The sequence below is a fragment of the Clostridium sp. YIM B02506 genome, assembly GCF_022324845.1.
Lineage (GTDB): Bacteria > Bacillota > Clostridia > Clostridiales > Clostridiaceae > Clostridium_T > Clostridium_T intestinale.
Genome location: NZ_JAKGTG010000017.1, coordinates 52,326 through 75,845 on the forward strand (window position 1 = coordinate 52,326; position 23,520 = coordinate 75,845).

At 31.0% G+C, this 23,520-nt stretch carries 20 protein-coding genes; 19 read left to right on the plus strand and 1 reads right to left on the minus strand.

Features of this window, described 5'->3' with window-relative positions:
• Positions 1-104: 104 nt before the first annotated feature.
• From L1S49_RS13650 to L1S49_RS13670, 5 genes are all read left to right on the plus strand, one after another.
• Entirely contained in the window at positions 105-782 is a 678-nt protein-coding gene (locus L1S49_RS13650) for a HAMP domain-containing sensor histidine kinase (protein ID WP_238905410.1), read from the plus strand.
• A gap of 362 nt (positions 783-1,144) precedes the next feature.
• On the plus strand, positions 1,145-1,615 hold the full coding sequence (locus L1S49_RS13655; protein WP_238905490.1) for a MarR family transcriptional regulator: 471 nt from the start codon (positions 1,145-1,147) through the stop codon (positions 1,613-1,615).
• 30 nt (positions 1,616-1,645) lie between these two features.
• Complete coding sequence (locus tag L1S49_RS13660; RefSeq protein WP_238905411.1) at positions 1,646-3,373, plus strand: ABC transporter ATP-binding protein; 1,728 nt, start codon at positions 1,646-1,648, stop codon at positions 3,371-3,373.
• A complete protein-coding gene (locus tag L1S49_RS13665; RefSeq protein WP_238905414.1) occupies positions 3,370-5,553 on the plus strand; it encodes an ABC transporter ATP-binding protein in 2,184 nt (727 codons plus the stop codon). Before L1S49_RS13660 ends, L1S49_RS13665 begins: the two co-directional genes overlap by 4 nt.
• Positions 5,554-5,650: 97 nt before the next feature.
• Complete coding sequence (locus L1S49_RS13670; RefSeq protein WP_238905416.1) at positions 5,651-6,370, plus strand: lysophospholipid acyltransferase family protein; 720 nt, start codon at positions 5,651-5,653, stop codon at positions 6,368-6,370.
• 42 nt (positions 6,371-6,412) lie between these two features.
• Here the strand turns inward: L1S49_RS13670 and L1S49_RS13675 are convergent, their stop codons facing one another.
• Positions 6,413-7,999, minus strand: coding sequence for an ATP-binding cassette domain-containing protein (locus tag L1S49_RS13675; RefSeq protein WP_238905418.1), 1,587 nt, complete (start codon positions 7,997-7,999; stop codon positions 6,413-6,415).
• A gap of 179 nt (positions 8,000-8,178) precedes the next feature.
• Here L1S49_RS13675 and yidA point away from each other — a divergent pair, with 179 nt between their 5' ends.
• The 14 genes from yidA (at position 8,179) to L1S49_RS13745 (ending at position 23,472) form a co-directional block, all read left to right on the plus strand.
• Entirely contained in the window at positions 8,179-8,988 is an 810-nt protein-coding gene (yidA, locus tag L1S49_RS13680; protein WP_238905420.1) for a sugar-phosphatase, read from the plus strand.
• An 89-nt stretch (positions 8,989-9,077) separates the two neighbouring features.
• Positions 9,078-9,395: a DUF1622 domain-containing protein gene (locus tag L1S49_RS13685; protein ID WP_021804246.1), complete on the plus strand. Its 318-nt coding sequence runs from the start codon at positions 9,078-9,080 to the stop codon at positions 9,393-9,395.
• 247 nt (positions 9,396-9,642) lie between these two features.
• Entirely contained in the window at positions 9,643-9,966 is a 324-nt protein-coding gene (locus L1S49_RS13690) for a PTS lactose/cellobiose transporter subunit IIA (RefSeq protein ID WP_021804247.1), read from the plus strand.
• 62 nt (positions 9,967-10,028) lie between these two features.
• On the plus strand, positions 10,029-10,340 hold the full coding sequence (locus L1S49_RS13695) for a PTS sugar transporter subunit IIB (RefSeq protein WP_238905422.1): 312 nt from the start codon (positions 10,029-10,031) through the stop codon (positions 10,338-10,340).
• A 63-nt stretch (positions 10,341-10,403) separates the two neighbouring features.
• Positions 10,404-11,756, plus strand: a complete 1,353-nt coding sequence (locus L1S49_RS13700) for a PTS sugar transporter subunit IIC (RefSeq protein WP_238905426.1) — start codon at positions 10,404-10,406, stop codon at positions 11,754-11,756.
• 73 nt (positions 11,757-11,829) lie between these two features.
• Positions 11,830-13,221, plus strand: a complete 1,392-nt coding sequence (locus L1S49_RS13705; RefSeq protein ID WP_238905428.1) for a 6-phospho-beta-glucosidase — start codon at positions 11,830-11,832, stop codon at positions 13,219-13,221.
• A 30-nt stretch (positions 13,222-13,251) separates the two neighbouring features.
• Positions 13,252-13,404, plus strand: coding sequence for a hypothetical protein (locus L1S49_RS13710; protein WP_238905430.1), 153 nt, complete (start codon positions 13,252-13,254; stop codon positions 13,402-13,404).
• A 216-nt stretch (positions 13,405-13,620) separates the two neighbouring features.
• Positions 13,621-14,367 carry a nitrogenase iron protein NifH gene (locus tag L1S49_RS13715; protein WP_073020220.1) on the plus strand — a complete coding sequence of 249 codons (747 nt, stop codon included), beginning with the start codon at positions 13,621-13,623 and terminating at the stop codon, positions 14,365-14,367.
• A 14-nt stretch (positions 14,368-14,381) separates the two neighbouring features.
• Complete coding sequence (locus L1S49_RS13720) at positions 14,382-15,635, plus strand: nitrogenase component 1 (protein ID WP_238905432.1); 1,254 nt, start codon at positions 14,382-14,384, stop codon at positions 15,633-15,635.
• Entirely contained in the window at positions 15,636-16,832 is a 1,197-nt protein-coding gene (locus L1S49_RS13725) for a nitrogenase component 1 (RefSeq protein ID WP_238905435.1), read from the plus strand.
• A gap of 328 nt (positions 16,833-17,160) precedes the next feature.
• Positions 17,161-20,358: a DEAD/DEAH box helicase gene (locus tag L1S49_RS13730; RefSeq protein ID WP_238905437.1), complete on the plus strand. Its 3,198-nt coding sequence runs from the start codon at positions 17,161-17,163 to the stop codon at positions 20,356-20,358.
• Positions 20,359-20,499: 141 nt separating this feature from the next.
• Complete coding sequence (locus L1S49_RS13735) at positions 20,500-21,441, plus strand: peptidoglycan-binding domain-containing protein (protein ID WP_238905439.1); 942 nt, start codon at positions 20,500-20,502, stop codon at positions 21,439-21,441.
• 87 nt (positions 21,442-21,528) lie between these two features.
• Positions 21,529-22,812 (plus strand): NAD(P)-dependent oxidoreductase, encoded by a 1,284-nt coding sequence (locus L1S49_RS13740; RefSeq protein WP_275299601.1) that lies wholly within the window; start codon positions 21,529-21,531, stop codon positions 22,810-22,812.
• Between the two features lie 102 nt (positions 22,813-22,914).
• Positions 22,915-23,472, plus strand: a complete 558-nt coding sequence (locus L1S49_RS13745; protein ID WP_238905441.1) for an HD domain-containing protein — start codon at positions 22,915-22,917, stop codon at positions 23,470-23,472.
• Positions 23,473-23,520 lie beyond the last annotated feature (48 nt).

The following is a 23,520-nucleotide window of genomic DNA, read 5'->3' on the forward strand; positions in this document are numbered from 1 at the left end:
TGTAGAATTATAATAAATAAAGAGATGTGAAATCAATATGAGCAAAATACTTATAGTTGATGATGATCCATATATTAGAGAGTTAGTAAAGGTACTTTTGAAAAATGAGACAAGAATTTGTTTCTAATGTTTCCCACGAGATTCAATCTCCTCTAACTTCCATAAAAGGTTTTGCACAAGTATTGAGAAATAATAATTTGAGTGAAGACGAGAGGGTTCATTACTTAAATATTATTGAAACTGAAAGTACTAGATTATCTAAGCTAGGGGATAATTTGCTTAAACTAGCGACTTTAGATTCAGATCAGGTTGAGCTTCAACTTAAAAGCTATAGATTAGATAAACAGATAAGAAGCACTATATTATCTCTTGAGCCTCATTGGGAAAGAAAAAATATTAAATTTGAAATATTTATGGATGAAGTAGAGATAATAGGAGATGAAGGAATGCTTAATCAAGTGTGGACTAATTTAATTCATAATAGTATAAAGTTCACAGAAGAAAATGGACAAATAAAAATATATTTAAGCCAAGTTCAAGATAAAGTTGAGTTTAAGATAATAGATACTGGAATAGGAATTAATGAAGAGGAGCAACTGCATATTTTTGAACGTTTTTATAAAGCTGATAAAGCTAGAGCTAGATCAATTGGGGGTAATGGATTGGGTCTTTCAATAGTAAAAAGAATTATTGAAGTTCACAAAGGTTCAATAGAGGTTCAGAGTGAGTTAGGTAATGGAAGTACATTTACTATTTATTTATCTAGTAAGTTTATTAAGTAGTTTAAATTCAGTTTATAAATATGATATATACTGTTGACCTTGACCTTAGGTTATGAATTATTATAGTAAATGTCAATTGTTATTGTAGCAATAAACAATTAGTAAGAATATAATTTTAGGGTGAAAATTAATTAGGTAGCTAACTAAAATTTTTGTGAACAAAACGATGTGAAAATATTTACATTAGTTAATTTAAACACAACAAACTATAAATAATATATAGATAAAGCAAGTAAATATCCTATTTGTATAATCTGAAATGATATTAATGTTTTATTAATAAATTGGAATTATAAAGATATTGACTAAAAATATTTATGGTGGTAATATAATAAATAGTTTAGTTGCCTAACTAATTGGAGGTGAGAGAAATAGAACAGAATTATGGAGAATCATTATATGGAATTTTTCATCAAGTTATAAAACTCAACTTTCATAGAGCCCATCAATTGTTGGAAAAGATAGGTCTTCATCCTGGTCAAGCTCATTTGTTAGGGGTAATAGGGCATGAAGAAGGAATTAGTCAAAATCAACTTGCAAAAGTTCTTAATATAAAACCTGCTACAGTTACAGGGATGATAAAGAAATTAGAAAAGGCAGGATTTATTAAAAGAAAAGTTGATGAAGCAGATCAAAGAGTTATGAGAGTTTACACAACAGAAATTGGCAAGGAATTAAGCTTAGAGCTTAAAAGTTATTATGATGGAATCAAAAAGGAATGTTTTAAAAATTTTACTGAAGATGAGCTAGTAATTTTCAGAAGATTATTAATGCAGATGAAAAGTAATTTAGAAGAAATTACAAATAAAAATTTAGATAACTGCAATGATTAATGTAAGACTATGTGAATGGAGATGAAGTGAATGATCAAATTATTTAGGTTTTTGAAAAAGTATTGGATTTCGGTCGTAGTTATATTAGTATTAATATATTTTCAAGTTATGGCAGAATTAAATTTACCCAATTTGATGTCTGATATAGTTGATACTGGAATAGTAAATAGTGATGTTGATTATATATTACAAACGGGTGGAAAGATGTTACTTGTGGCTTTAGGAGGAACTTTATGCTCAGTTGTAGCAGCATTATTTGCGTCCAAAGTTGCTATGGCATTTTCAAGAGATGTTAGAAGAGAAGTATTTACTCATGTAGAAGGATTTTCTCTTAATGAGTTTAACAAAATCCCAACATCTTCTCTTATTACAAGAACAACAAATGATATAACACAAGTTCAAACAGTAATGGTAATGGGGCTTAGAATATTAGTTATGGCACCTATAATGTTTGTTGGTGCGCTTATAATGGCTCTTTCTAAAGATACGTATCTAGCTAGAGTTATTGCAGCAGCTATTCCTTTAGTTTTAGGTATGATGATATTTGTAGCTGTAAAAGGAATGCCACTATTTAAAAGCATGCAAACAAAGGTTGATAAACTAAATCTAGTAGTTAGAGAAGGCTTAACAGGAATAAGGGTTATACGTGCTTTTAATAGAACTGATTTTGAAAAAGATAGATTTAAAGTAGCAAATAAAGATTTAACTGACACAGCTATTAAAGTTAATAAATTATTAGCAACTTTAATGCCACTTATGATGTTTATATTTAACTTACTGACTATAGGTATCCTTTGGTTTGGAGCAAATCGTATAGATTTAGGTGAAATGGCAGTTGGTGATTTGATGGCATTTATTCAATATGCTATGCAAATAATGATGTCTGTTATTATGGTTGCCATGATGTTTATATTAATACCAAGAGCATCAGCATCAGCAGTAAGAATAAATGAAGTTTTAGATTTAAAGCCAGAAATACTAGACCCTAAGAACCCTAATAATAAAAAAGTTGAAAGTGGGCATGTAGAATTTAAAAATGTATATTTTAGATACCCAGGAGCAGAAGAACCTGTACTTAGCAATATTTCGTTTGATGCAAGACCAGGTGAAACTACTGCTATAATTGGTAGTACTGGTTCAGGTAAATCAGCACTTATTAATTTAATACCACGTTTCTATGATGTGGAAAAAGGAAGTATATTAGTAGATGGTGTAGATATAAAAGATATGCTTCAAGAAGATTTAAGAAATAAAGTTGGAATAGTTCCTCAAAAGGCAGTATTATTTTCAGGAAGTGTTTCAGATAATATAAGATATGGTAAAGAAGATGCTTCAGATGAGGAAGTTAAACATGCAGCTGAGGTTGCTCAAGCATTGGATTTTGTAACTAATATGAAAGACGGATTTGACTCTTTTATTGCTCAAGGTGGGAATAATGTATCAGGTGGACAAAAACAACGTTTGGCTATAGCAAGAGCTTTGATTAAAAGACCTGAAATATATATTTTTGACGATAGTTTCTCAGCACTAGATTTAAAGACAGATGCTAAGTTAAGAGCTGCTCTTAAGAAAGAAACAGGAGACTCTACAGTTATAATAGTTGCACAAAGAGTAAGTACAGTAATGGATGCAGATAGAATAATAGTATTAGAACAAGGTGAGATTGCAGGAATGGGAACTCATAAAGAGCTTCTAAATAACTGTGAAATATATCGTGAGATTGTATCTTCACAACTTTCAGAGGAGGAGATATCATGAGTGAAATGAAGAATAAAGCACCTCAAAGAAGAGGCGGTGGTCCAATGGGTGGAGGCCCAATGGGCGGAGTGGTAATGTCTGGTGAAAAAGCAAAGGACTTTAAAGGAACCCTAAGGAGATTAATAGGATATTTAAAACCAAGAGCCGTTCATATAATATCAGTATTTTTAGTAGCAATATTAGCTACAATATTTTCTATAGTTAGTCCTAAGATAATGGGAAAGGCTACTACAAGATTATTTGAAGGTATAGTGGCAAAATATGAATATAGCGCAGTGAGTAAAGGTGTTACTGAAGCAGTAACCACTATGAAGGAGCAGATGGATGCTCAAAAGAAACAAATTGAAGAACAAATAAAAGCTAATCCTAAATTAGCTCCTCAAATACAAGCGCAGGCAGCAGAACAAATGAAGAAGGCGTTAGAAGCTCAGCAAACTCCTGAAGCAAAAGAACAGTCAGAAAAAGTTAAAGAAATATTAGAAAAATATCTTTCAGATGAGGATATCACAAAAATTAATACAGCTATGCAATCTGGAGATGTAGATACAATAAAAGCTGTATTTGGAAGTTATAAACCAGAAATAGACTTTGAGTATGTTAGAAATATATTATTATTACTTATCCTTCTTTATGCTATAAGTTCAGTATTTACATTTATTCAAGGCTGGATAATGTCAGGAGTAGCTCAAAATACTGTTTATGATATGAGAAATGATTTAAATAATAAGTTAGAAAGATTACCTTTAAAATATTTTGATGCTAGAACAAAGGGAGACGTATTAAGCCGTTTTACAAATGACTTAGATACTGTAGCGGCAACACTTCAACAATCATTAACTCAACTTATAACATCTATAGTTACTATAGTAGGTATACTTGGTATGATGCTCTCAATAAGTTGGAAAATGACACTTATAGCTATAGTTGTGCTTCCAGTGAGTATTTTTGTTATAAGACCTATATTAGGAAGATCTCAAAAATATTTTGCAGCTCAACAAAAGCATTTAGGCGAGTTAAATGGTCATATAGAAGAAATGTATTCAGGACATAATATAGTTAAAGCATTCGGAAGAGAAAAAGCATCACTAAAGAAGTTTAATGATGTAAATGAAGATTTATATAAATCAGGTTGGAAAGCTCAATTTATATCTGGATTAATAATGCCTTTAATGGGTTTTGTTAATAACATTGGTTACGTTGCAGTATCAGTAACAGGTGGATACTTAGCTACTAAAGGTTCAATAAGCGTAGGAGATATTCAAGCTTTCATACAATATATGAGACAGTTCTCTCAACCTATAAACCAAACTGCAAATATAGCTAATATAATTCAATCTACAGTTGCAGCAGCAGAACGTGTATTTGAAGTTTTAGATGAAGTTGAAGAAATTCCAGATTCAAAAGATGCAGTTGTTTTAGATAATGTAAAAGGTGAAGTTAAATTCGAAAATGTTGATTTTAGCTACAAAGAAGATTCTAAGCTTATAGAAAATATGAATATTGATGTTAAGAAAGGTCAAACCATAGCTATAGTAGGACCTACTGGAGCAGGTAAAACTACATTGGTAAATCTTCTTATGAGATTCTATGAAATAAATGGTGGTAAGATAACTGTTGATGGAGTAGATTTAAGAGATTTAAGACGTGAAAATTTAAGAAATATATTTGGTATGGTACTTCAAGATACTTGGTCATTCCAAGGAACTATAAAAGAAAATATAGCTTATGGTAGAAAGGGTGCTACTGATGAAGAAGTAATAGAAGCAGCTAAAGCAGCCCACGCAGACCACTTCATAAGAACTCTTACAGAGGGTTATGATACAGTATTAAATGAAGAAGCTTCAAATATATCTCAAGGACAAAAACAATTATTAACAATTGCTAGAGCAATATTAGCAGATCCATCAATATTAATACTTGATGAAGCAACAAGTAGTGTAGATACAAGAACAGAAGTATATATCCAAAAAGCTATGAATAAGCTTATGGAAGGAAGAACAAGCTTCGTAATAGCTCATAGATTATCTACAATTAAGGATGCAGATTTAATACTTGTTATGAATCAAGGAACTGTTATAGAACAAGGAAATCATAAACAATTATTAGAACAAAATGGTTTCTATGCAGATCTTTATAACAGCCAATTTAAAGATGGTAATTTTGACGAAGAAGCAATGTAATATTTTATTAAAAAGGCTATTGGTTGATCCAATAGCTTTTTCTTTATGCGCAAAAAATGTATAATAGATATAATACACTAAGTATGGAGGAATATTTATGTTAAGAACAATAGCTTGGTATACTCATTTTGCAGTAAGCTTGTTACTAAAAACACCAGAGATGTTTATGGTTAAAAAAATGATAAAGGATGGAAAAAATCCAGAAGCAATTGAGTATATTGAAAAAACTACCAGAAAATGGGCATTATCCCAAATGAAATTAAGTGGAGCAAGAGTAAAGATATATGGTGAAGAGAATATACCTAAAGATGTACCAGTATTATTTATAGGTAATCATCAAAGTAACTTTGATATAGCATTATTTTTAAGTTATATAAAAAAGCCGAAAGGGTACATAGCAAAGGCAGAAATGAAATCATGGCCACTTGTACACACTTGGATGGAATTTATAGATTGCGTATTTATGGATAGAAGTAATATAAGAAAATCAGCGGAAGCAATAGTTCAAGGTGTTAATATATTAAAATCAGGACACTCTTTAGTAATATTTCCAGAAGGAACTAGAAGTAAAGGGGATAAATTAGGAGACTTCAAAGCAGGAAGTTTTAAATTAGCTACTAAGGCAAAGGTTGCAATTGTACCAGTTACAATAAGTGGTTCTTATAAATTAATGGAGCAGAACGGAAATAAAATTAAACCAGCTGATGTAGAGTTACATATACATCCGATGATAGAGACAAAAGACTTGTCAAAGGAAGAACTAGATGGATTGCCTAAAAAGGTTAAAAATATAATAGAGAGTAAATTGCCTAGATAAAATTAAGCGAGCAGGTTATTGCTCGCTTATGTTTATGTTATATTATTTTTTCCACTCTAAGTATTCATCGTAAGACATTTGCTTATCTATGATAGTTCCTTCAGGAGTTACTTCAATGATTCTATTAGCTATAGTTTCTATAAATTGATGGTCATGAGATGTGAATAATAAATTACTCTTGTAATCTCTTAAACCATTATTTACAGCAGTTATAGATTCAAGGTCTAAGTGGTTTGTAGGCTGGTCTAAAATAAGTACATTAGCACTTGATAGCATCATTTTAGATAACATACATCTAACCTTTTCTCCTCCAGATAAAACTTTAGCTTCTTTAAGAGCTTCATCTCCAGAGAATAACATTCTTCCTAAAAATCCTCTTAAATAACTTTCAGATTTTTCATCAGAATATTGTCTTAACCAATCAACTAAGTTTAAGTTTACATCATTAAAGAACTGCGAGTTATCTTTAGGGAAATATGCTTTAGTTATAGTTACTCCCCATTTGAAATCTCCAGCATCTGCTTCTAATTCATCCATAAGGATTTTAAATAAGGTTGTTATACCTATTTCATCACCTACGAAAGCTATTTTGTCTCCTTTGTTTACAAAGAAGTTTACATTATCTAATACTTTAACTCCATCTATAGATTTAGTTAGTCCTTCAATTCTAAGAATATCATTACCAACTTCTCTTTCTGGTTTAAAACCAACGAAAGGATATCTTCTGCTAGATGGTTGTATATCATCTAAAGTTATTTTATCAAGAAGTTTTTTACGAGAAGTAGCTTGTTTAGATTTAGAAGCATTAGCACTAAATCTAGCTATAAAGTCTTGTAATTCTTTTATTTTTTCTTCTTTCTTCTTGTTTTGATCCTTAGACATTTGTAATGCAAGTTGGCTTGATTCATACCAGAAATCATAGTTACCTACATATAATTTAATCTTACCAAAGTCAACGTCAGCCATGTGAGTACATACTTTGTTTAAGAAGTGTCTATCATGGGATACAACTATAACTGTTCCTTCAAAGTTTATTAAGAACTCTTCTAACCAGTTAATTGATTTAATGTCTAAGTGGTTAGTAGGCTCATCTAGAATAAGTATTCCTGGATTACCAAATAAGGCTTGAGCTAATAAAACCTTAATCTTATCTCCACCATTAAGTTCTGACATTTTTTTATCGTGAAGATCTGTAGTAATCCCTAAACCTTGTAATAAAGATGAGGCATCAGATTCTGCTTCCCAACCATTTAGGTCAGCAAATTCACCTTCAAGTTCAGAGGCTTTTATACCATCTTCGTCTGAGAAATCTGGTTTTGCATAAAGCTCATCCTTTTCTCTCATTATTTCATAAAGTCTTTCATTTCCTCTTATAACAGTTTCAAGAACAGGGTATTCATCATATTCATAATGGTCCTGTTTTAAAACGGACATTCTAATATCCTTTGGAATAGATACATCTCCTGTGTTAGGTTGAACATCACCAGATAAAACCTTTAAAAAGGTACTTTTACCTGCTCCGTTAGCACCGATAACTCCATAACAGTTTCCAGGAGTAAATTTGATATTTACATCTTCAAATAGTTTTTTGTCGCCATATCTTAAGCTTACATTAGTTACTGTAATCAATACTTCTCATTCCTTTTCATTTATATTTACGCTATCCGCAATAGTATAACATAATAATTGAAAATTTTCATCAAATAATTAATGGTAGAATAAAATTTCATCATATGAAAACTACTTGGTATTTTTAAAGAGTTATGTGATAATAAAACTAGTTTCTATAGTATATGGGGAGGTAATTTATGTATAAATTAATAGCGATGGATATGGATGGAACTCTTCTAAAAGATGATAAAAGCATATCTGAAAGAACAAAAAATGCAATAAAAAAAGCCAAGGCAAAAGGTGTAAAAGTAGTTTTGGCCTCAGGTAGATCTATAGATGGAATATATGGATACCTTAAGGACTTAGATTTAATATCTGATGGAGATTATGTATTAAGTTATAACGGAGCATTAATTCAAAATACTGAGACAAAAGAAATAATAAACTTTAAAGCTCTATCAGGAAAAGATGGAAAGATACTTCGTAAAGTTAGTATAGATGTAGGGGTTAATATATTAGGAATTTCATTAAAAAATGGTTTATTTACGCCTAAAAATACAAGATATACTCAGCAAGTAGCTGATAGAAATTGTCTAAAGCTAACAGTAAAAGAGTTAGATGAAGTAGACGAGGATGATGAAATAGGAAAGTTTATGATGATTGATGAGCCAGAAGTTTTAAACAAGGCTATAGAGTTACTTCCTAAAGAGTTATATGAACAATATAGTATACTTAGAAGTAATGTTGCTTTTTTAGAATTTGTGCACAAAGATTGTAATAAAGGTGCTGGCGTAAAAGCTTTAGCGGATTATCTAGGAATAGATAAAAGCGAGGTTATCTGTGTTGGAGATGAAGGCAATGATAAACATATGATTGAGTTTGCTGGATTAGGGGTAGCTATGGGGAATGCAACAGAAGAAATTAAATCTATAGCTCAGTATGTTACATTATCTAATGAAGAAGATGGAGTAGCACAATTAATAGAAAAGTTTATATTAGAAGATTAATATTTTTAGGATTGGAGCAATAATTGTTCCAATCTTTTTAATTTATATTATAATGGTAGTTAATAAAATATTCATATTTGGAGGAGTACATGGAACATTTTGTATCTTTACTTATAAACTATACTATACATTTACTAGAAGCAATGGGAACTCTGGTAATTATTGTAGCAGCTATTAAAGCATTCTACCAATTTATACTAAGTTTGTTTAAAGAGAGAGATACACCTATAAAGGTGGACTTAGCTAAAGCTCTAACTTTGGCACTTGAATTCAAGTTAGCAAGTGAAATATTGAAGACTGTAATAGTTAGAACTCTAGATGAGATGTACATATTGGCAGCGATTATTATACTTAGAGCAATATTAACATTTGTAATACATTGGGAAATAAAAACTGATGGTCATTAAGTGAGTAAGAGAGACTTCGATTAAGAAGTCTTTTTTTCATTTTCAACAATTATGCATTAATTAAATAAAACTTAAGAGTAAAATATGATTTTGGATTGAATTTTCAAGTTTTACTATAAAAAATTGAATAATCTGAAACTTCAAGCCTAAAGCTGGTGAAAAGGTTGTCATAAGATAAAAGATTTATTAGAATGATGTTGATGAATTGAATTAATGTAAATTTGAAAAGAAATGGAGGAAGTAATTAATGACTGAATTAGAAATGGTAGTAATGAATTTAATAATAAATGCTGGAGATGCAAAAGCAAGTGCATATGAAGCTCTTGAAAAAGTAAATGAAGGTAAATACGAAGAAGCAAATGAACTAATGGAAAAAGCAGACGAGGCTCTAGAGGTTGCACATAATGCTCAGACAAGCTTATTACAAAAAGAAGCTGCTGGAGAGAAAACAGAGATAGGCGTATTATTCGTACATGCTCAAGATCATTTGATGACTGCTATAAGTGAAAAAAATCTTATTGGGCAAATCATTGAATTAAGAAAGATCGTTAACACATTAGTTAAAAACTAATTTTTATTAGTTTATATATAAGTATTTATCTAAAATAAGTTTTGGAAGGTGAGGTGATAGATATGATTAAAATAACATTATTTTGCGCTGCAGGAATGTCAACAAGTGTTTTAGTTGCAAAAATGCAAGAAGCAGCAAAAAATAAGGGTGTCGAAGCAAGGATAGAAGCATTTCCAGAATCAACTATGTCTAAGAAATTAGAAGAAGGTATAGATGTGGCTTTGTTAGGTCCGCAGGTTAGATATAAATTACCAGCAGCTAAGAAACTTTGCTCTGCAAAAGGAGTTCCAATTGATGTGATTAATTCTGTTGATTATGGAATGATGAAAGGAGACAAGGTCTTACATTTCGCATTAAAAATGTTAGAAAAATAAAAATCAGCAATTATAGAAACTTAATTATTTTAAAAAATTTATTTACTCAAGGAGGATTTAAAAATGGACAAATCTTCAAATTTCTCAGAAAAGATAATAGAAGGTGTAATGAAATTTGTTAGTTTAAAAGGTGTAGTAGCAGTAAAAGACGGTATAATGTATACGTTACCTCTTACTTTAATAGGATCAGTTTTCTTATTACTTGCTCAACTTCCTATACCAGCATTCAATAATTGGATGGCAGCTCAATTCGGAAAGAATTGGACAGCTCCATTATTACAAGCATATAATTCAAGCTTTAATATTTTAGCAGTCTTTGCTGTATTTGGTATAGCATATATATATGTTAAAAATGAAGATTACGAACCTGTAGCAGCAGGAATAATAGCAGAAGTTGTATTTTTCTTAACTTTAGATCAATTTTCAAGTGTAACAGATCCTACTACTAAGGCTGTAACAACAGTTACAGGGGTTATACCTAGAACTTGGCTAGGTGGTAAGGGTATGGTTGCAGCTATCATAATTGGTTTAATCGTAGGTTGGGTATATACTTGGTTCTTAAAAAAGAAGATAACAATAAAACTACCAGATGGTGTTCCAGCAGGGGTTTCAAACCAATTTGCAGCTTTAATACCAGGATTAGTTATAATTGTTGGAGCAACTGTAGTTTATCAATTCTTTAAAGTTGCTTTAAATACTACTTTAATCGAATGGATATATAAAGTACTTCAAACTCCACTTCAAGGTTTCTCAGACTCATTTGTAGGAGCTCTTGTGTTAGGATTCCTTGTGCCATTCTTCTGGTGGTTTGGAGTTCATGGATCACAAATAGTTGGAAGCGTATTTACAGCATTAACAACTGCTAATATGGCAACTAACCAATCAATAATAGAAGCAGGACAAGAATTAACAATAGCAAATGGAGCAACAGTAGTTACTGAGCAATTTAGATCGTTATTCTTACAGTTTGGTGGTTCAGGATTAACTTTAGGATTAGTGTTTGCAATGTTAATTGCAGGAAAATCAGCACAATCAAAATCACTAGGGAAAATAGCATTAGTTCCTGGATTATTTAACATTAATGAACCAGTTATATTCGGTTTCCCAATAGTTATGAACCCATTAATGTTTGTACCCTTTGCAGCAGCTCCAACAGTAGCAGCGATTATTTGTTATTTAGCTATAAAGACAGGAATGGTACCTCCATTCTCAGGTGTAACAGTTCCTTGGACAACTCCTCCTATAATATCAGGTTTATTAGTTTTAGGATGGAGAGGCGCATTAATGCAAGTTGTTATTATAGCAGTTTCAACAGTTATATACTTCCCATTCTTTAAGAAACAAGATGCTATAAATCTTAAACAAGAACAAGAGGCGGCAGCAGAAACAGCAGTTTCTGATTCGCTTGAAATGTAAATATTAGATATATTTTAATGACAAGCTTAATGAGCTTGTCATTTCTATCAATAAATAATAAGGAGGAATAACAATGAGAAAAGATAAAATTAAAATAGTTACAATAGGTGGAGGATCAAGTTATACCCCAGAGTTAATTGAAGGATATATTAAAAGAAAAGACGAACTTCCTATAGGAGAGATTTGGTTAGTTGATATAGAGGAAGGAAAAGAAAAATTAGAAATAGTAGGTTCAATGGCGCAAAGAATGGTTAAAGCAGCAGGTCTAGATTGGAAAGTTTATTTAACTCTAGATAGAAGAGAAGCTTTAAAGGATGCAGACTTTGTATCAACACAATTCCGTGTAGGTCTATTAGATGCAAGAATAAAGGATGAGAGAATTCCACTAAGTCATGGAATAATAGGACAAGAAACCAATGGAGCAGGTGGAATGTTTAAAGCTTTTAGAACAGTTCCTGTAATTTTAGATATAGTAGAAGACATGAAGGAATTATGTCCTAATGCTTGGCTTATAAACTTTACTAATCCATCAGGAATGATTACAGAAGCTGTTATTAGATACGGTAACTGGGACAAAGTAGTGGGTCTATGTAATGTTCCTATATCAGCTAGAAAACTTGCTTCAAATGCTTTAGAAAAGAAAGAAGAAGATTTATACTTTAAATTTGCTGGATTAAACCATTTCCACTGGCATAGAGTTTGGGATAGACAAGGTAAAGAACTAACAGCTGAAGCTATTGAAGGTTTATATGGAACAGAAAAAGACTTCATGCAAATGTATAAACCAGAACATGTTAAAGAGCAAGAAAAATTAGGGGTTGCTAATATTAAAAATATATCTTTTATGTCTCAACAAATAAGAGACCTTGGAATATTACCATGTTCATATCATCGTTATTACTATATAACTGATGATATGTTAAAAGAAGAATTAGAGGACTTTAAAGATAACGGCACAAGAGCTGAGGTTGTTAAACGTACTGAAGCTGAATTATTTGAACTTTATAAAGATCCAAAGCTTGACTATAAACCAGAACAACTTATGAAACGTGGAGGAGCATATTATAGTGATGCTGCTTGCGAAGTTATTAATTCTATTTATAATGATAAAAGAACAGATATGGTTGTTAGCACAAAAAATAATGGAGCTATAAAAGATTTACCAGATGATTGTGTAGTTGAAGTATCTTCTATAATCACAGCAGCAGGTCCTCAACCAATAGCATGGGGAGATTTCAAACCAGCGGCATCAGGAATGCTTCAAATAATGAAGGCAATGGAACTTACAACTATTGAGGCAGCTGTAACAGGAAATTATGGAACAGCGCTTCACGCTTTCACAATTAATCCATTAGTTCCAAGTGGAAAAATAGCTAGAGAATTATTAAATGAAATGTTATTAGCACATAAAAAACACCTACCACAATTTGCTGAATCTATAAAGGAGATTGAAAAAGGGGAGTAATAATATATTAAAAACCACAGAATTTTTTCTGTGGTTTTTATTTTAGAACTAAATACAGGACAATCGGTATTTGGATTGGAAATACACATAAATATATTTTTGATAATAGTCAAATTAGGATTGCTATTAGCAGCCTTTTTTTATGTAGCTAAGATAATTGATAAAAAATTAGATATAGCATAAAATATGTGAGTCATGGCGTTTCGCTATGGCTTTCTTTTTATACATGAGAACAGAGTATAGTTTAAAAGTATGGGAGCTTACTATATGGGTTTAAATAATAGTCCATCATATATTTAATATTAATCCATTTTCATAAAAGAAACTCTATTGATATAATTTAAGAAACTAATTGAAAATAATTATCGATATCTAATTGTATCATTAATGGAGGAGAAAATGAAGAGAATAGCTATATATGGTAAAGGTGGAATAGGAAAATCCACTACTGTTTCTAATATATCTGCTGCTTTGGCGGCTATGGGTTATAGGGTTATGCAGATAGGGTGCGATCCTAAGGCGGATTCTACAAGAAATTTAACTAATGGGGAGTCTATACCTACTGTTTTAGAGACCTTAAGAACATTAGGAAATAAACCCTTAACTTTGGAAGATTTAGTTTTTGAAAGTAGTTCGGGGGTTTTATGTGTTGAAGCAGGTGGTCCAACTCCTGGTATAGGTTGCGCTGGAAGAGGGATAATAACTGCCTTTGAAAAACTTAAGGAATTAAAAGCTTACGAAACTTATAATCCCGATGTTGTAATATATGATGTTTTAGGTGATGTTGTGTGTGGCGGTTTTGCAATGCCAATAAGAGGTGGATATGCTGATGAAGTTTGCATAGTTACATCTGGAGAGATGATGTCCTTATATGCAGCAACAAACATATCACATGCAGTAAAAAACTTTGGAAAGATAGGATATGCAAAGCTTAAAGGGCTAATTTTTAATGCTAAGAATTTTGAAGGTGAAAAAGAATTAGTTGAGAAGGCAGCAGAAGAAATCGGTGCGGATGTTTTGTTTCATGTAGAGAGAAATGGAGCAGTGCAAAAAGCAGAGGGGATGGGAATGACTGTTGTACAAGCTTTTCCTGATAGTGATATGGCAAATGCCTATAAAAAGCTTGCAGGTTTGTTAATAAGTTAAGATTGAGGTGAAATATGATTACAGAGGATTATTTAAGTCGATTAAATAGACTTTCAGATATAGATAGTGATAAAGCAATTAAATCAGGGACAACTGCAATTTATCCAGGAACACGTTGTCCTATAGCTCCAGTTACCAGTATTGTTAATGAAATTGAAGATGCATATATGCTTGTAGTAGGTACTGCAGAATGTACTTATTATAATAAAAACATATCAATACAGGAAGAAAAAACATTAAGACAAAATAAGGTATGGTCTTATTCTATGAACTCAAATGAAGTAGTTTTTGGCTGTAGAGATGGTGTTTATGAAGCATTAAAGACAATTAAGGAATCAGTAGAGCCAAAAGTGATTTTTTTAGTTTCTGCCTGTGTTCCAGAGATGATAGGGGAAGATTTTGAAAGCATTGTGGATGAGGCTGCCTTTGAAATGAACCTAAAAGTTGTATATATTAATGGAGCTCACTTTAAGTGTTATAGTGCTATGCCAGCTGAAAAAAATACTGTTTTAGCTTTATGTGACTTAATGGAAAAACAAGATATAGAAGAGAAAAGTGTAAATATCATTGGGAGTAAGTATTCTTCAATTAAAAATAGTGAACTTATAAAGCTTTTAGAAGGCAAGGAAATAAATATTAATACCTGTATTCCATTTGATTTATCTTTAGAAAAGCTAAAAAATGTATCAAAGGCAAAGCTCAATATTGTCACTGACTTAACTTATCTACCTATAGCTAAAAGAATGTATGAGGATTATGGTATACAATATATAATATTCAACCATAGCTTAGAGTTTGAAAGTATAAAAAAGACTTATTTAGAGATAGGCGAAGCTTTAGATATAGATATATCTAAAGAGGTCCAAGGGTTATATGAGCAAGCTGCTAAAACCTATGAACATGCGTTTAGAGGGAAAAGTTTTGGGACAGGATATTTAGGTATAGATAGCTTTGCGCTTAATCACCTTCTTACATCTTTAGGAATGAATCTAGAATACATGGAGATAGAATATTATTTTGAAGAAAATGAGTCTTTAAAAAATAAAATATTAGAATTAGGCAACAATCCATTTGTAGGTAGAAGTTTTGATTATTTAACTTTAAAAAATATCCTAAAGGATAAAGAATTAGATTATTTCATTGGAGCAGTTTTAGATAATAAAAACACAGGAAATACAAAGATTATAACACCCTATATGATGCTTGCAGGAAAATTAGGATTTGAGGCTCCACTGACTTTACTTAAGGCTATGAAGGAGGAGATATAAATGGGATTATATAAATATTATTCTATACCTTCAGATAGAATGGGAGCTTTATGGACACTGTTGTCTATAAGAGGTGCATGTATATTAGAATTTGGTACAGCAGGAACAACACGTTTTGCCTTAAACAATTTTCATAAAATGAAGGGAGTACAAAACGGTCAATTATACACCACTCACTTAGATGAAAATGATATTGCCATGGGCGATGTAAGCAGAATGGATAAGGCTATTGATGATATAGTAAATGAAGGTCTTGCAACGAATATATTCTTAATGTCTTCCACAGTATCTTCTGTAATAGGAATTGACTTAGAAGCTTATTGTTATATATACAGCGAGAAATACCCTCATATTAATTTTATTTATATTTCTAATGATGGATTTAAAGGTGATTGGACTTTGGGTGTAAAAAATACACTTGAAACCTTAGTAGCTCACATACCTAAGGAAGCTAATAAAAGTGAAAACTTCACCTATAACATTATTGGAGCCTGTGCTGATGACTACAATTATGTAGCTGACTGTATGGAAGTAGATAGAATCATGAAAGAAGGCTTTAATGGAGAAACCATATGCACTCTTACTTCAAATACAAGCATAAAGGAAATAGAAAATATGGGAGCTGCCCATCTTAATATTGTAATGAGAAGTGAAGGTGAAGAAGCAGCAAAAGTATTGGAAAGAAATTTTGGCACTCCATATGTAATGGGTAGACCTTATGGACTTAAAGGAACTTTTGAGTGGATTAAAAAAATAGAAAAAGAAGCTAAGATCTCTATTAAAAAAGAGTTTGTGGAAAATGAAGAGAAATTATTAAAAGAAAAAATAGATGAAGCTTCGCTAGTTCTAAGAAACAAATCTATTTGTCTAAGTGGTCATTATGATGTTGTAAGAGGTATTAGAGATTTCCTGAGAGATGAAATAGGGATAAATATCAACAATATATGGTGCTCGTCACCTTCTTTATCCACAGAAGAGGTACCCTTTTATGAAGAAAAAATATGGGAAGAAATAATCCTTAAAGGGGATTATGATATTCTTATGGGGAATGGAGTAGTAACTAATATAGGTAAAGAAAACTGCAAGAAACTTCAAATTGATTTGCCTAATTTAGTTTATTCAAGAGGTGAACAAGATGACAATCCTTATGTTGGCTTTAAAGGTGCTTTGTGTATTTTAAATAAATTAATAAAGTAATATTGTATTTTAGAATTAAAAACTATGGGATTTTCTCATAGTTTTTTGTTTTTTAATTATAATCTCATGTTTTTAGTCTTTTAAATCGATATATATATAAGAATATTTGTACACTTGTACAATTGTACAGGTGTACAGTTTTTTTCAAAAACAAGCGTACAAATGTACAATTGTACAAAAAATTAATTTTACAATCGTAAGATTGTACAAGTGTACAGCTGTACATCTGTACAGAAGTTTTTAAAAGGGATTTTCTTCGGAGGTTTTTTATTTTAGGAATAAATAGGTTATAATGTAAGTATTGAATTTTTAATTTATGAGGTGGAGTATGAGTGTAGGCGAATTAATAGGGATTTTAATAGATAGGACTCCAACATATTCTATAAAGAAAGCAACTGTGGTTTATAATGAAGGATATATTGTGAATAGTGCTTTTGAAAGTATTGATGATGGTTATTTATTGCGTGGAGAGATATTATCACAGGATTTAATAAGCACATATAAAAGCTCCATTACATTAAATAGTGTAATATGGTCAGTTAGAGATACTAGTTGTACCTGTAAAGACTTTGAGAAAAATTCATCTAAAAAAAGTTATAGATGTAAGCACATAAATGCACTTCTTTTATCTGCTTTATTTGAGTGTGATGAAGAAGGTAATTTAGAAGATCCAGAGGAAAACTATGAAAGGTATCTAAAGGAAAAGTCCTCGACCCAAGAAGAATTTTTATTAGCTTTTTCAGAGGGGATAGGGCGGAATATTAAAGAAGTAGTTAACCTAGTTCCTGAGTTCGATATTGATTCAGATTACTTTACTATTTGCTTTAAGATTGGTAGAGAAAAATTATACGTATTGAAAGAAATTAGGGAGTTTTTTAATGTGTTTGAGAATCAAGGAGAAATGAATTTTGGAAAAGAATTCACCTTTGATGGGAAAAAACATATTTTTATAGAAGCGTATTTAAGGTTTTTAGAATTTTTAATAACAGAGGTTCGTAGTGAAACTTCATTAATGAGGGAACAAAGCTCTTTTAGAAATAGCATAATTAGAGGCAAACATATAATATTACCTATATCTAAACTCCATGAGGTGCTAGAAATATTAGAAGGCGTTAAGGTTTTTAGTAGAGTAAGTGATTATTATAAGTTGAGAAATATATTTTCTAAGGAAGTACCCTTGAAATTTTCTATTATAGAAAGTGATGAAAATTTAATAATAGAAGACAAGACTTATCCTAAAGTGTTGGGTTCAAGTTTTCAGGTTATGGTTTATGAAGATGATTTTTATTTACCTCCTTATAAACAGAGAACTGATTACAAGTATTTAAGAAAAAAGATAGATAAATCTATAGAGATAGATAAAAAACATAAACTAAAGGTTTTAGAAAATATAGCACCATTTTTAACTAGGATTACTTCTAAGGTAGAGATTCAAGAAGACATTAGAAGAGACATAATAGAGGAAGATCTTAAGGTAGATTTTTATTTGGATAGAGATAAGTATATAACTGTAGAGGTTTTATTTAGATATGGTGAATATATAATAAATCCAATAGACCCTAAGGAATATAATAAATTTATAAAAAGAGATAGTTTAAAGGAAAAAGAGGTTCTTGAGGTCTTATCAAGTATGGACTTAAGAGCTAAAGATAGAAGCTTTTATTTACAAGGAGATGAAGAGAAGGAATTTAATTTCTTGAAGTTTGGAACCAACACACTATTAACTTATGGGGATGTTTATTATTCAGATAATATAAAAAACAAAGGAATAATAAAAGAGTTTAATATAAAGGCAGATATAAAAGAGAAAATAAATTATTTCGAGTTTAACTATTCTGTAGGAAATTTGTCTCGTAAGGAAATAAAAAGAATACTTGATGCCATAAGAAAAGGTAAAAAGTTTTATAAAATGGCTCAAGGCGAGTTTATTGATTTAGAGAACCAGGAATTAAATAAACTTTTAAGACTGTTAGATGGAATAGGAATGGGCGGGAGTATTGACGAATTAATAGAAATACCTAAAAATAAAGCCTTAATAATAGATGCCTTAGTTAAAGATAATAGAGTTGAATTTATAGAAGGTTTAAATTTCATAGAAGATATGAAAGAGAAAATAACCTCCTTAAAGGATTATAAAGTTGAAATTCCAGAGGGGTTAAATGCCACTTTAAGAGAATATCAAAAAGTGGGCTATAGATGGATGAAGTCTTTAGAGTATTTGAGTTTTGGAGGAGTATTAGGAGATGAGATGGGATTAGGTAAAACCCTTCAAGCTATAACCTTTATTTTATCTAATAAAAATACTAAAACTCTAATAGTTGCACCAACCTCACTTATATATAACTGGAGAGATGAGTTTAATAAATTTGCTCCTCAGTTAAAACTTGAGATATTAAGTGGTCTTCCTGAGGAGAGGGAGAGTAAGCTTAATAATATTGAGGACGTAGATGTTATAATAACCTCCTATGGAACCTTAAGAAGAGATATACAACTATATAAAGAAAAGAAGTTTAATTATTTCATTATAGATGAGGCTCAAAATATTAAAAACGCATCTTCCTTAAGTGCTAAATGTGTAAAAGAGATAAAGGCAGACTTAAGATTTGCACTAACAGGAACCCCTATGGAGAATTCTTTGGTGGAGTTATGGTCTATATTTGACTTTTTGATGCCTGGGTATTTATATAGCGAGGAAAAATTTAAGGAGCTTTTTGATAAGGATGAGGAAAGTATTAAAAAGTTAAGCATGTATATAAAACCTTTCATATTAAGAAGAAAGAAAAAGGACGTTATATTAGAACTTCCAGATAAGATAGAAAAAAATATAATTGTTGATATGAAAGATGAACAAAAGAAAGTATATAAAGCTTATGTTGATGACATAAGAGAAAAGATGGAAGAGGAAATAGATAGATCAGGAATAAGTGTGAAGCTTTTATCTTATTTAACTAGGATAAGGCAGATTTCCTTAGATCCTTCATTAATAATGGCAGACTATGATGGAGGAAGCGGTAAACTTGAGGCTCTTCTTGAGATAGTTCAGCAAAGTATAGAAGAAGGTCATAAAATACTTGTATTTTCTCAATTTACTTCCATGCTTAAAATAATAAGTAAAGAGCTAAAAGATAATAAGATAAATCATTATTATTTAGATGGGTCCATGAAAGCTAAAGACAGAATAGATACAGTAAATAATTTTAATGAAGATGACACGCCTGTATTTCTTATATCCTTAAAAGCAGGAGGGACAGGACTGAACCTAACAGGTGCAGACTTAGTAATACACTTTGACCCTTGGTGGAATCCTGCTGTTGAAGATCAAGCTACAGATAGAGCTCATAGATTTGGGCAAAAGAATATAGTAGAAGTAATAAAGCTTATTGCTAAAGATTCTGTTGAGGAGAAGATAGTAAGACTTCAGGAGAATAAAAAAGAGTTAATAAATAAGGTGTTAGAAAATGGACTAGACAGTGGTCAGATTTTAAAAAGCTTAACAGAAAAAGAGTTATTAGAACTATTTACTTAGTTATATGGAAGGTACTTCATGTAGGTTTAATGAAGTACCTTCTAATTATTGTAACCATTAATTAGAAAATAAAATAGAATATTATAAGTGAATACCTACTATATAGAACTATCGGTGAAAATAATAAAAAGGAGGTAGATCATGGATTATCCAGGCGTTGCATTTAAACAGGGAGATAGAGGGGAAACTATAAAGCTTATACAGAAAAAACTCAATGAACTAGGCTTTAATGCAGGAACTGAGGATGGGGTATTTGGATTTAATACAAAACAAGCTACTATAGAATTTCAAAGAAGTAGGGGTTTAACTAAGGATGGAATAATTGGGAGAATTACTTGGAATGCCTTGTTTTCAGAAGTAGTAGCACCTATTAAGCCGAGTATTTCCTATAAACTTTCAACCTTAGAAAAGGCTATAGCTATAACAGGAAGGTTTGAAGGTAATGGTTATGGGAATATAACAGGTGATTTTGATGGACAAGGATTGTCTCTAGGAATACTCCAGTGGAATATAGGGCAGGGAACTTTGCAGCCTTTACTGAGGGAGATGAATCTAAATCATAATATGGCAACTAGAAGTATTTTGTTAGATTATTATAATACTTTTAATACTATGCTAAGCAAAACTCCAACAGAGCAACTTACATGGGCAAAATCAATAAATAATAGTCAAAAGGTTATAAGGGAACCTTGGAGGACTAGGCTAATAGCTCTTGCTAATTCACCGGAATTTAGAGCTATTCAACTTAATTATGCAAAGACTATTGGAGATTTAGCCTTAAGTATATGTAATAAATATAACCTTAAATCAGAGAGAGCATTTGCCTTAGCTTTTGATATAGGGGTACAAAATGGTGGAGTGAAAGCAAAAACAGATTTAAGAATAGCCTATAGAGCATCAAGTGATGTATCAGAAAAAGATAGAATGGCTCTTATAGCTAATGCAGTTGCAAATGATTCTAACACAAGATGGATAGAGGATGTACGTTCTAGAAAGCTTGCAATAGTGAATGGTTTTGGAACAGTTCATGGATCATTTATAAATATAGATAAAGAATATGGACTAACGGACAATCCATTTTAAGATTAGAACTTAAGCAAAGAGTATCCTTCGGGATGCTCTTTGTTAAAAATATATTTAGTGTTTATATTTATAAGGAAATACTTTAAAATGATATTTAAACAATCAAAAGAGAAAAGGGGAGTATTTATGTCAAACTTTGTATTAGATGAAGCTAAAAGATGTCTACAGTGTAAGAGACCTTTTTGTAAGGAAGGTTGTCCTGTTAATACACCATTTAATGAAGTTGTAGGCATGCTTTTAGAAGGCAATATTATGGAAGCTGGAGAGAAACTTTTTAGCAACAATCCTCTTTCAGTAATATGTTCCATAGTTTGTCCTCATGAAAAACAATGTCAAGGTAGTTGTGTATTGGGTAGAAAAGGTACACCAATTAGAGTTGGAATGGTTGAAAATTACATATCTGATTATTATTTAAACTTTATATCTTCAGAAAAAGCTAAAAAAGGAAATAAAAAAATAGCTATAATAGGTTCTGGACCAGCAGGAATAACAATGGCTATACTTTTAGTATATAAAGGATATGATATAACTATATTTGAAGCTCATGATAAGATAGGTGGAGTTTTAAGATATGGTATACCAGAGTTTAGACTTCCTAAGGATAATTTAGATAAACTTAAAGATAAGCTAATAAGTATGGGAGTAAAAATAAGACCTAACACTTTAATAGGCCCATCTATAACCATAGATGATTTATTTAGGGATGGATATAAAGCTGTATTTATAGGTACAGGAGTATGGAAACCTAAGAGATTAGGCATAAAAGGAGAAGCGTTAGGGCATGTACATTACGCTATAGATTATCTAAAAAGCCCTGAAGTTTATAATTTAGGCAATAAAGTATGTGTAATAGGAGCTGGAAATGTAGCTATGGATGCTGCTAGAACAGCAGTAAGACAAGGGGCAAAAGAAGTTTATGTAATGTATAGAAGAGGCGCTCAAAGTATGGATGCTGAAAAAGCAGAAATAGAATATTCTAAGATGGATGGAGTTAAGTTTGAATTCTATAAAGCACCATTAGAATTTTTAGATGAAGGCGTTAAGTACATAAAAACAGAAGTAATTGAAGTAGATGATAGCGGAAAAGAAAAAGTAAGAGATATAGAAGGTTCAGAAGATATATTTAAAGCAGACTCAATAATATTAGCTATAGGTCAGGAGCCAAAGGATAATGTAATTAGTTCTACTAGAGGAATAGAAGTTACTAATAAGGGGCTTATTCACACTAATGAAGTAGGTGGAACTACAAGAGACGGTGTTTTTGCATCTGGAGACGTAGTTACGGGTGCAAAAACTGTTGTAGAAGCTGTTAGAGTATCTAAAAAAGTTGCTGAAGCTATAGATGAATATGTAACCAATCAAGATAAATAGAGGTGATTAGTTATAGAAGGAAAACTTAAATTTATAGGTGCTAAAAAAGAAGAGCTGAAGGAAGTTAGTAATAAACTTTGGGATAAAAGTATAGATGAGTATATGGATATATTAGGTTCAGAAGCAGAAAAAGATTTATATAAAAATGCTATGCAATATAGGAAATATCACTCGAAATTAGTTTCTGACATAGCTTTGAAAATTTTATCTTTAAATTCACAGGTTATCCCTGAACTGCAACAAGTGGAGCAAGCAGAAGATGTACTTTATTTAGCCTGCCTACTGCATGATATTAAGAAGTTTGATGAAAAACATAATAAAGTTGGAGCTAAATGGTTTATGGAAAATATAGATGAATATTTGGATATAGACGAGGAAAGTAAAAAATATATTCGTAAATTAATAAGTAAACATAAGCTTGGAGCAAAACTTAAAAAATATAAAAAAGAACTCTTATATTTGATTTTGGTTATCAGAGTTTCAGATAAGCTAAGTAAATTAAAAGAGAAGGCTAATTATTCTTGTATAAATGAGGAGCAGATTAGGGATATAATATCCAAAGTAAAGGACAAAACTTTAGCTAATAGCACAATAGATTTAAGAAAAGAAATAGGATATTTTTTTGATAATATTGAAATTAAAATAGAGATGATTAACTAGGGGTGGGGATAACACCTCTAGTTTTTACTATTTTGGCATAATTAATGT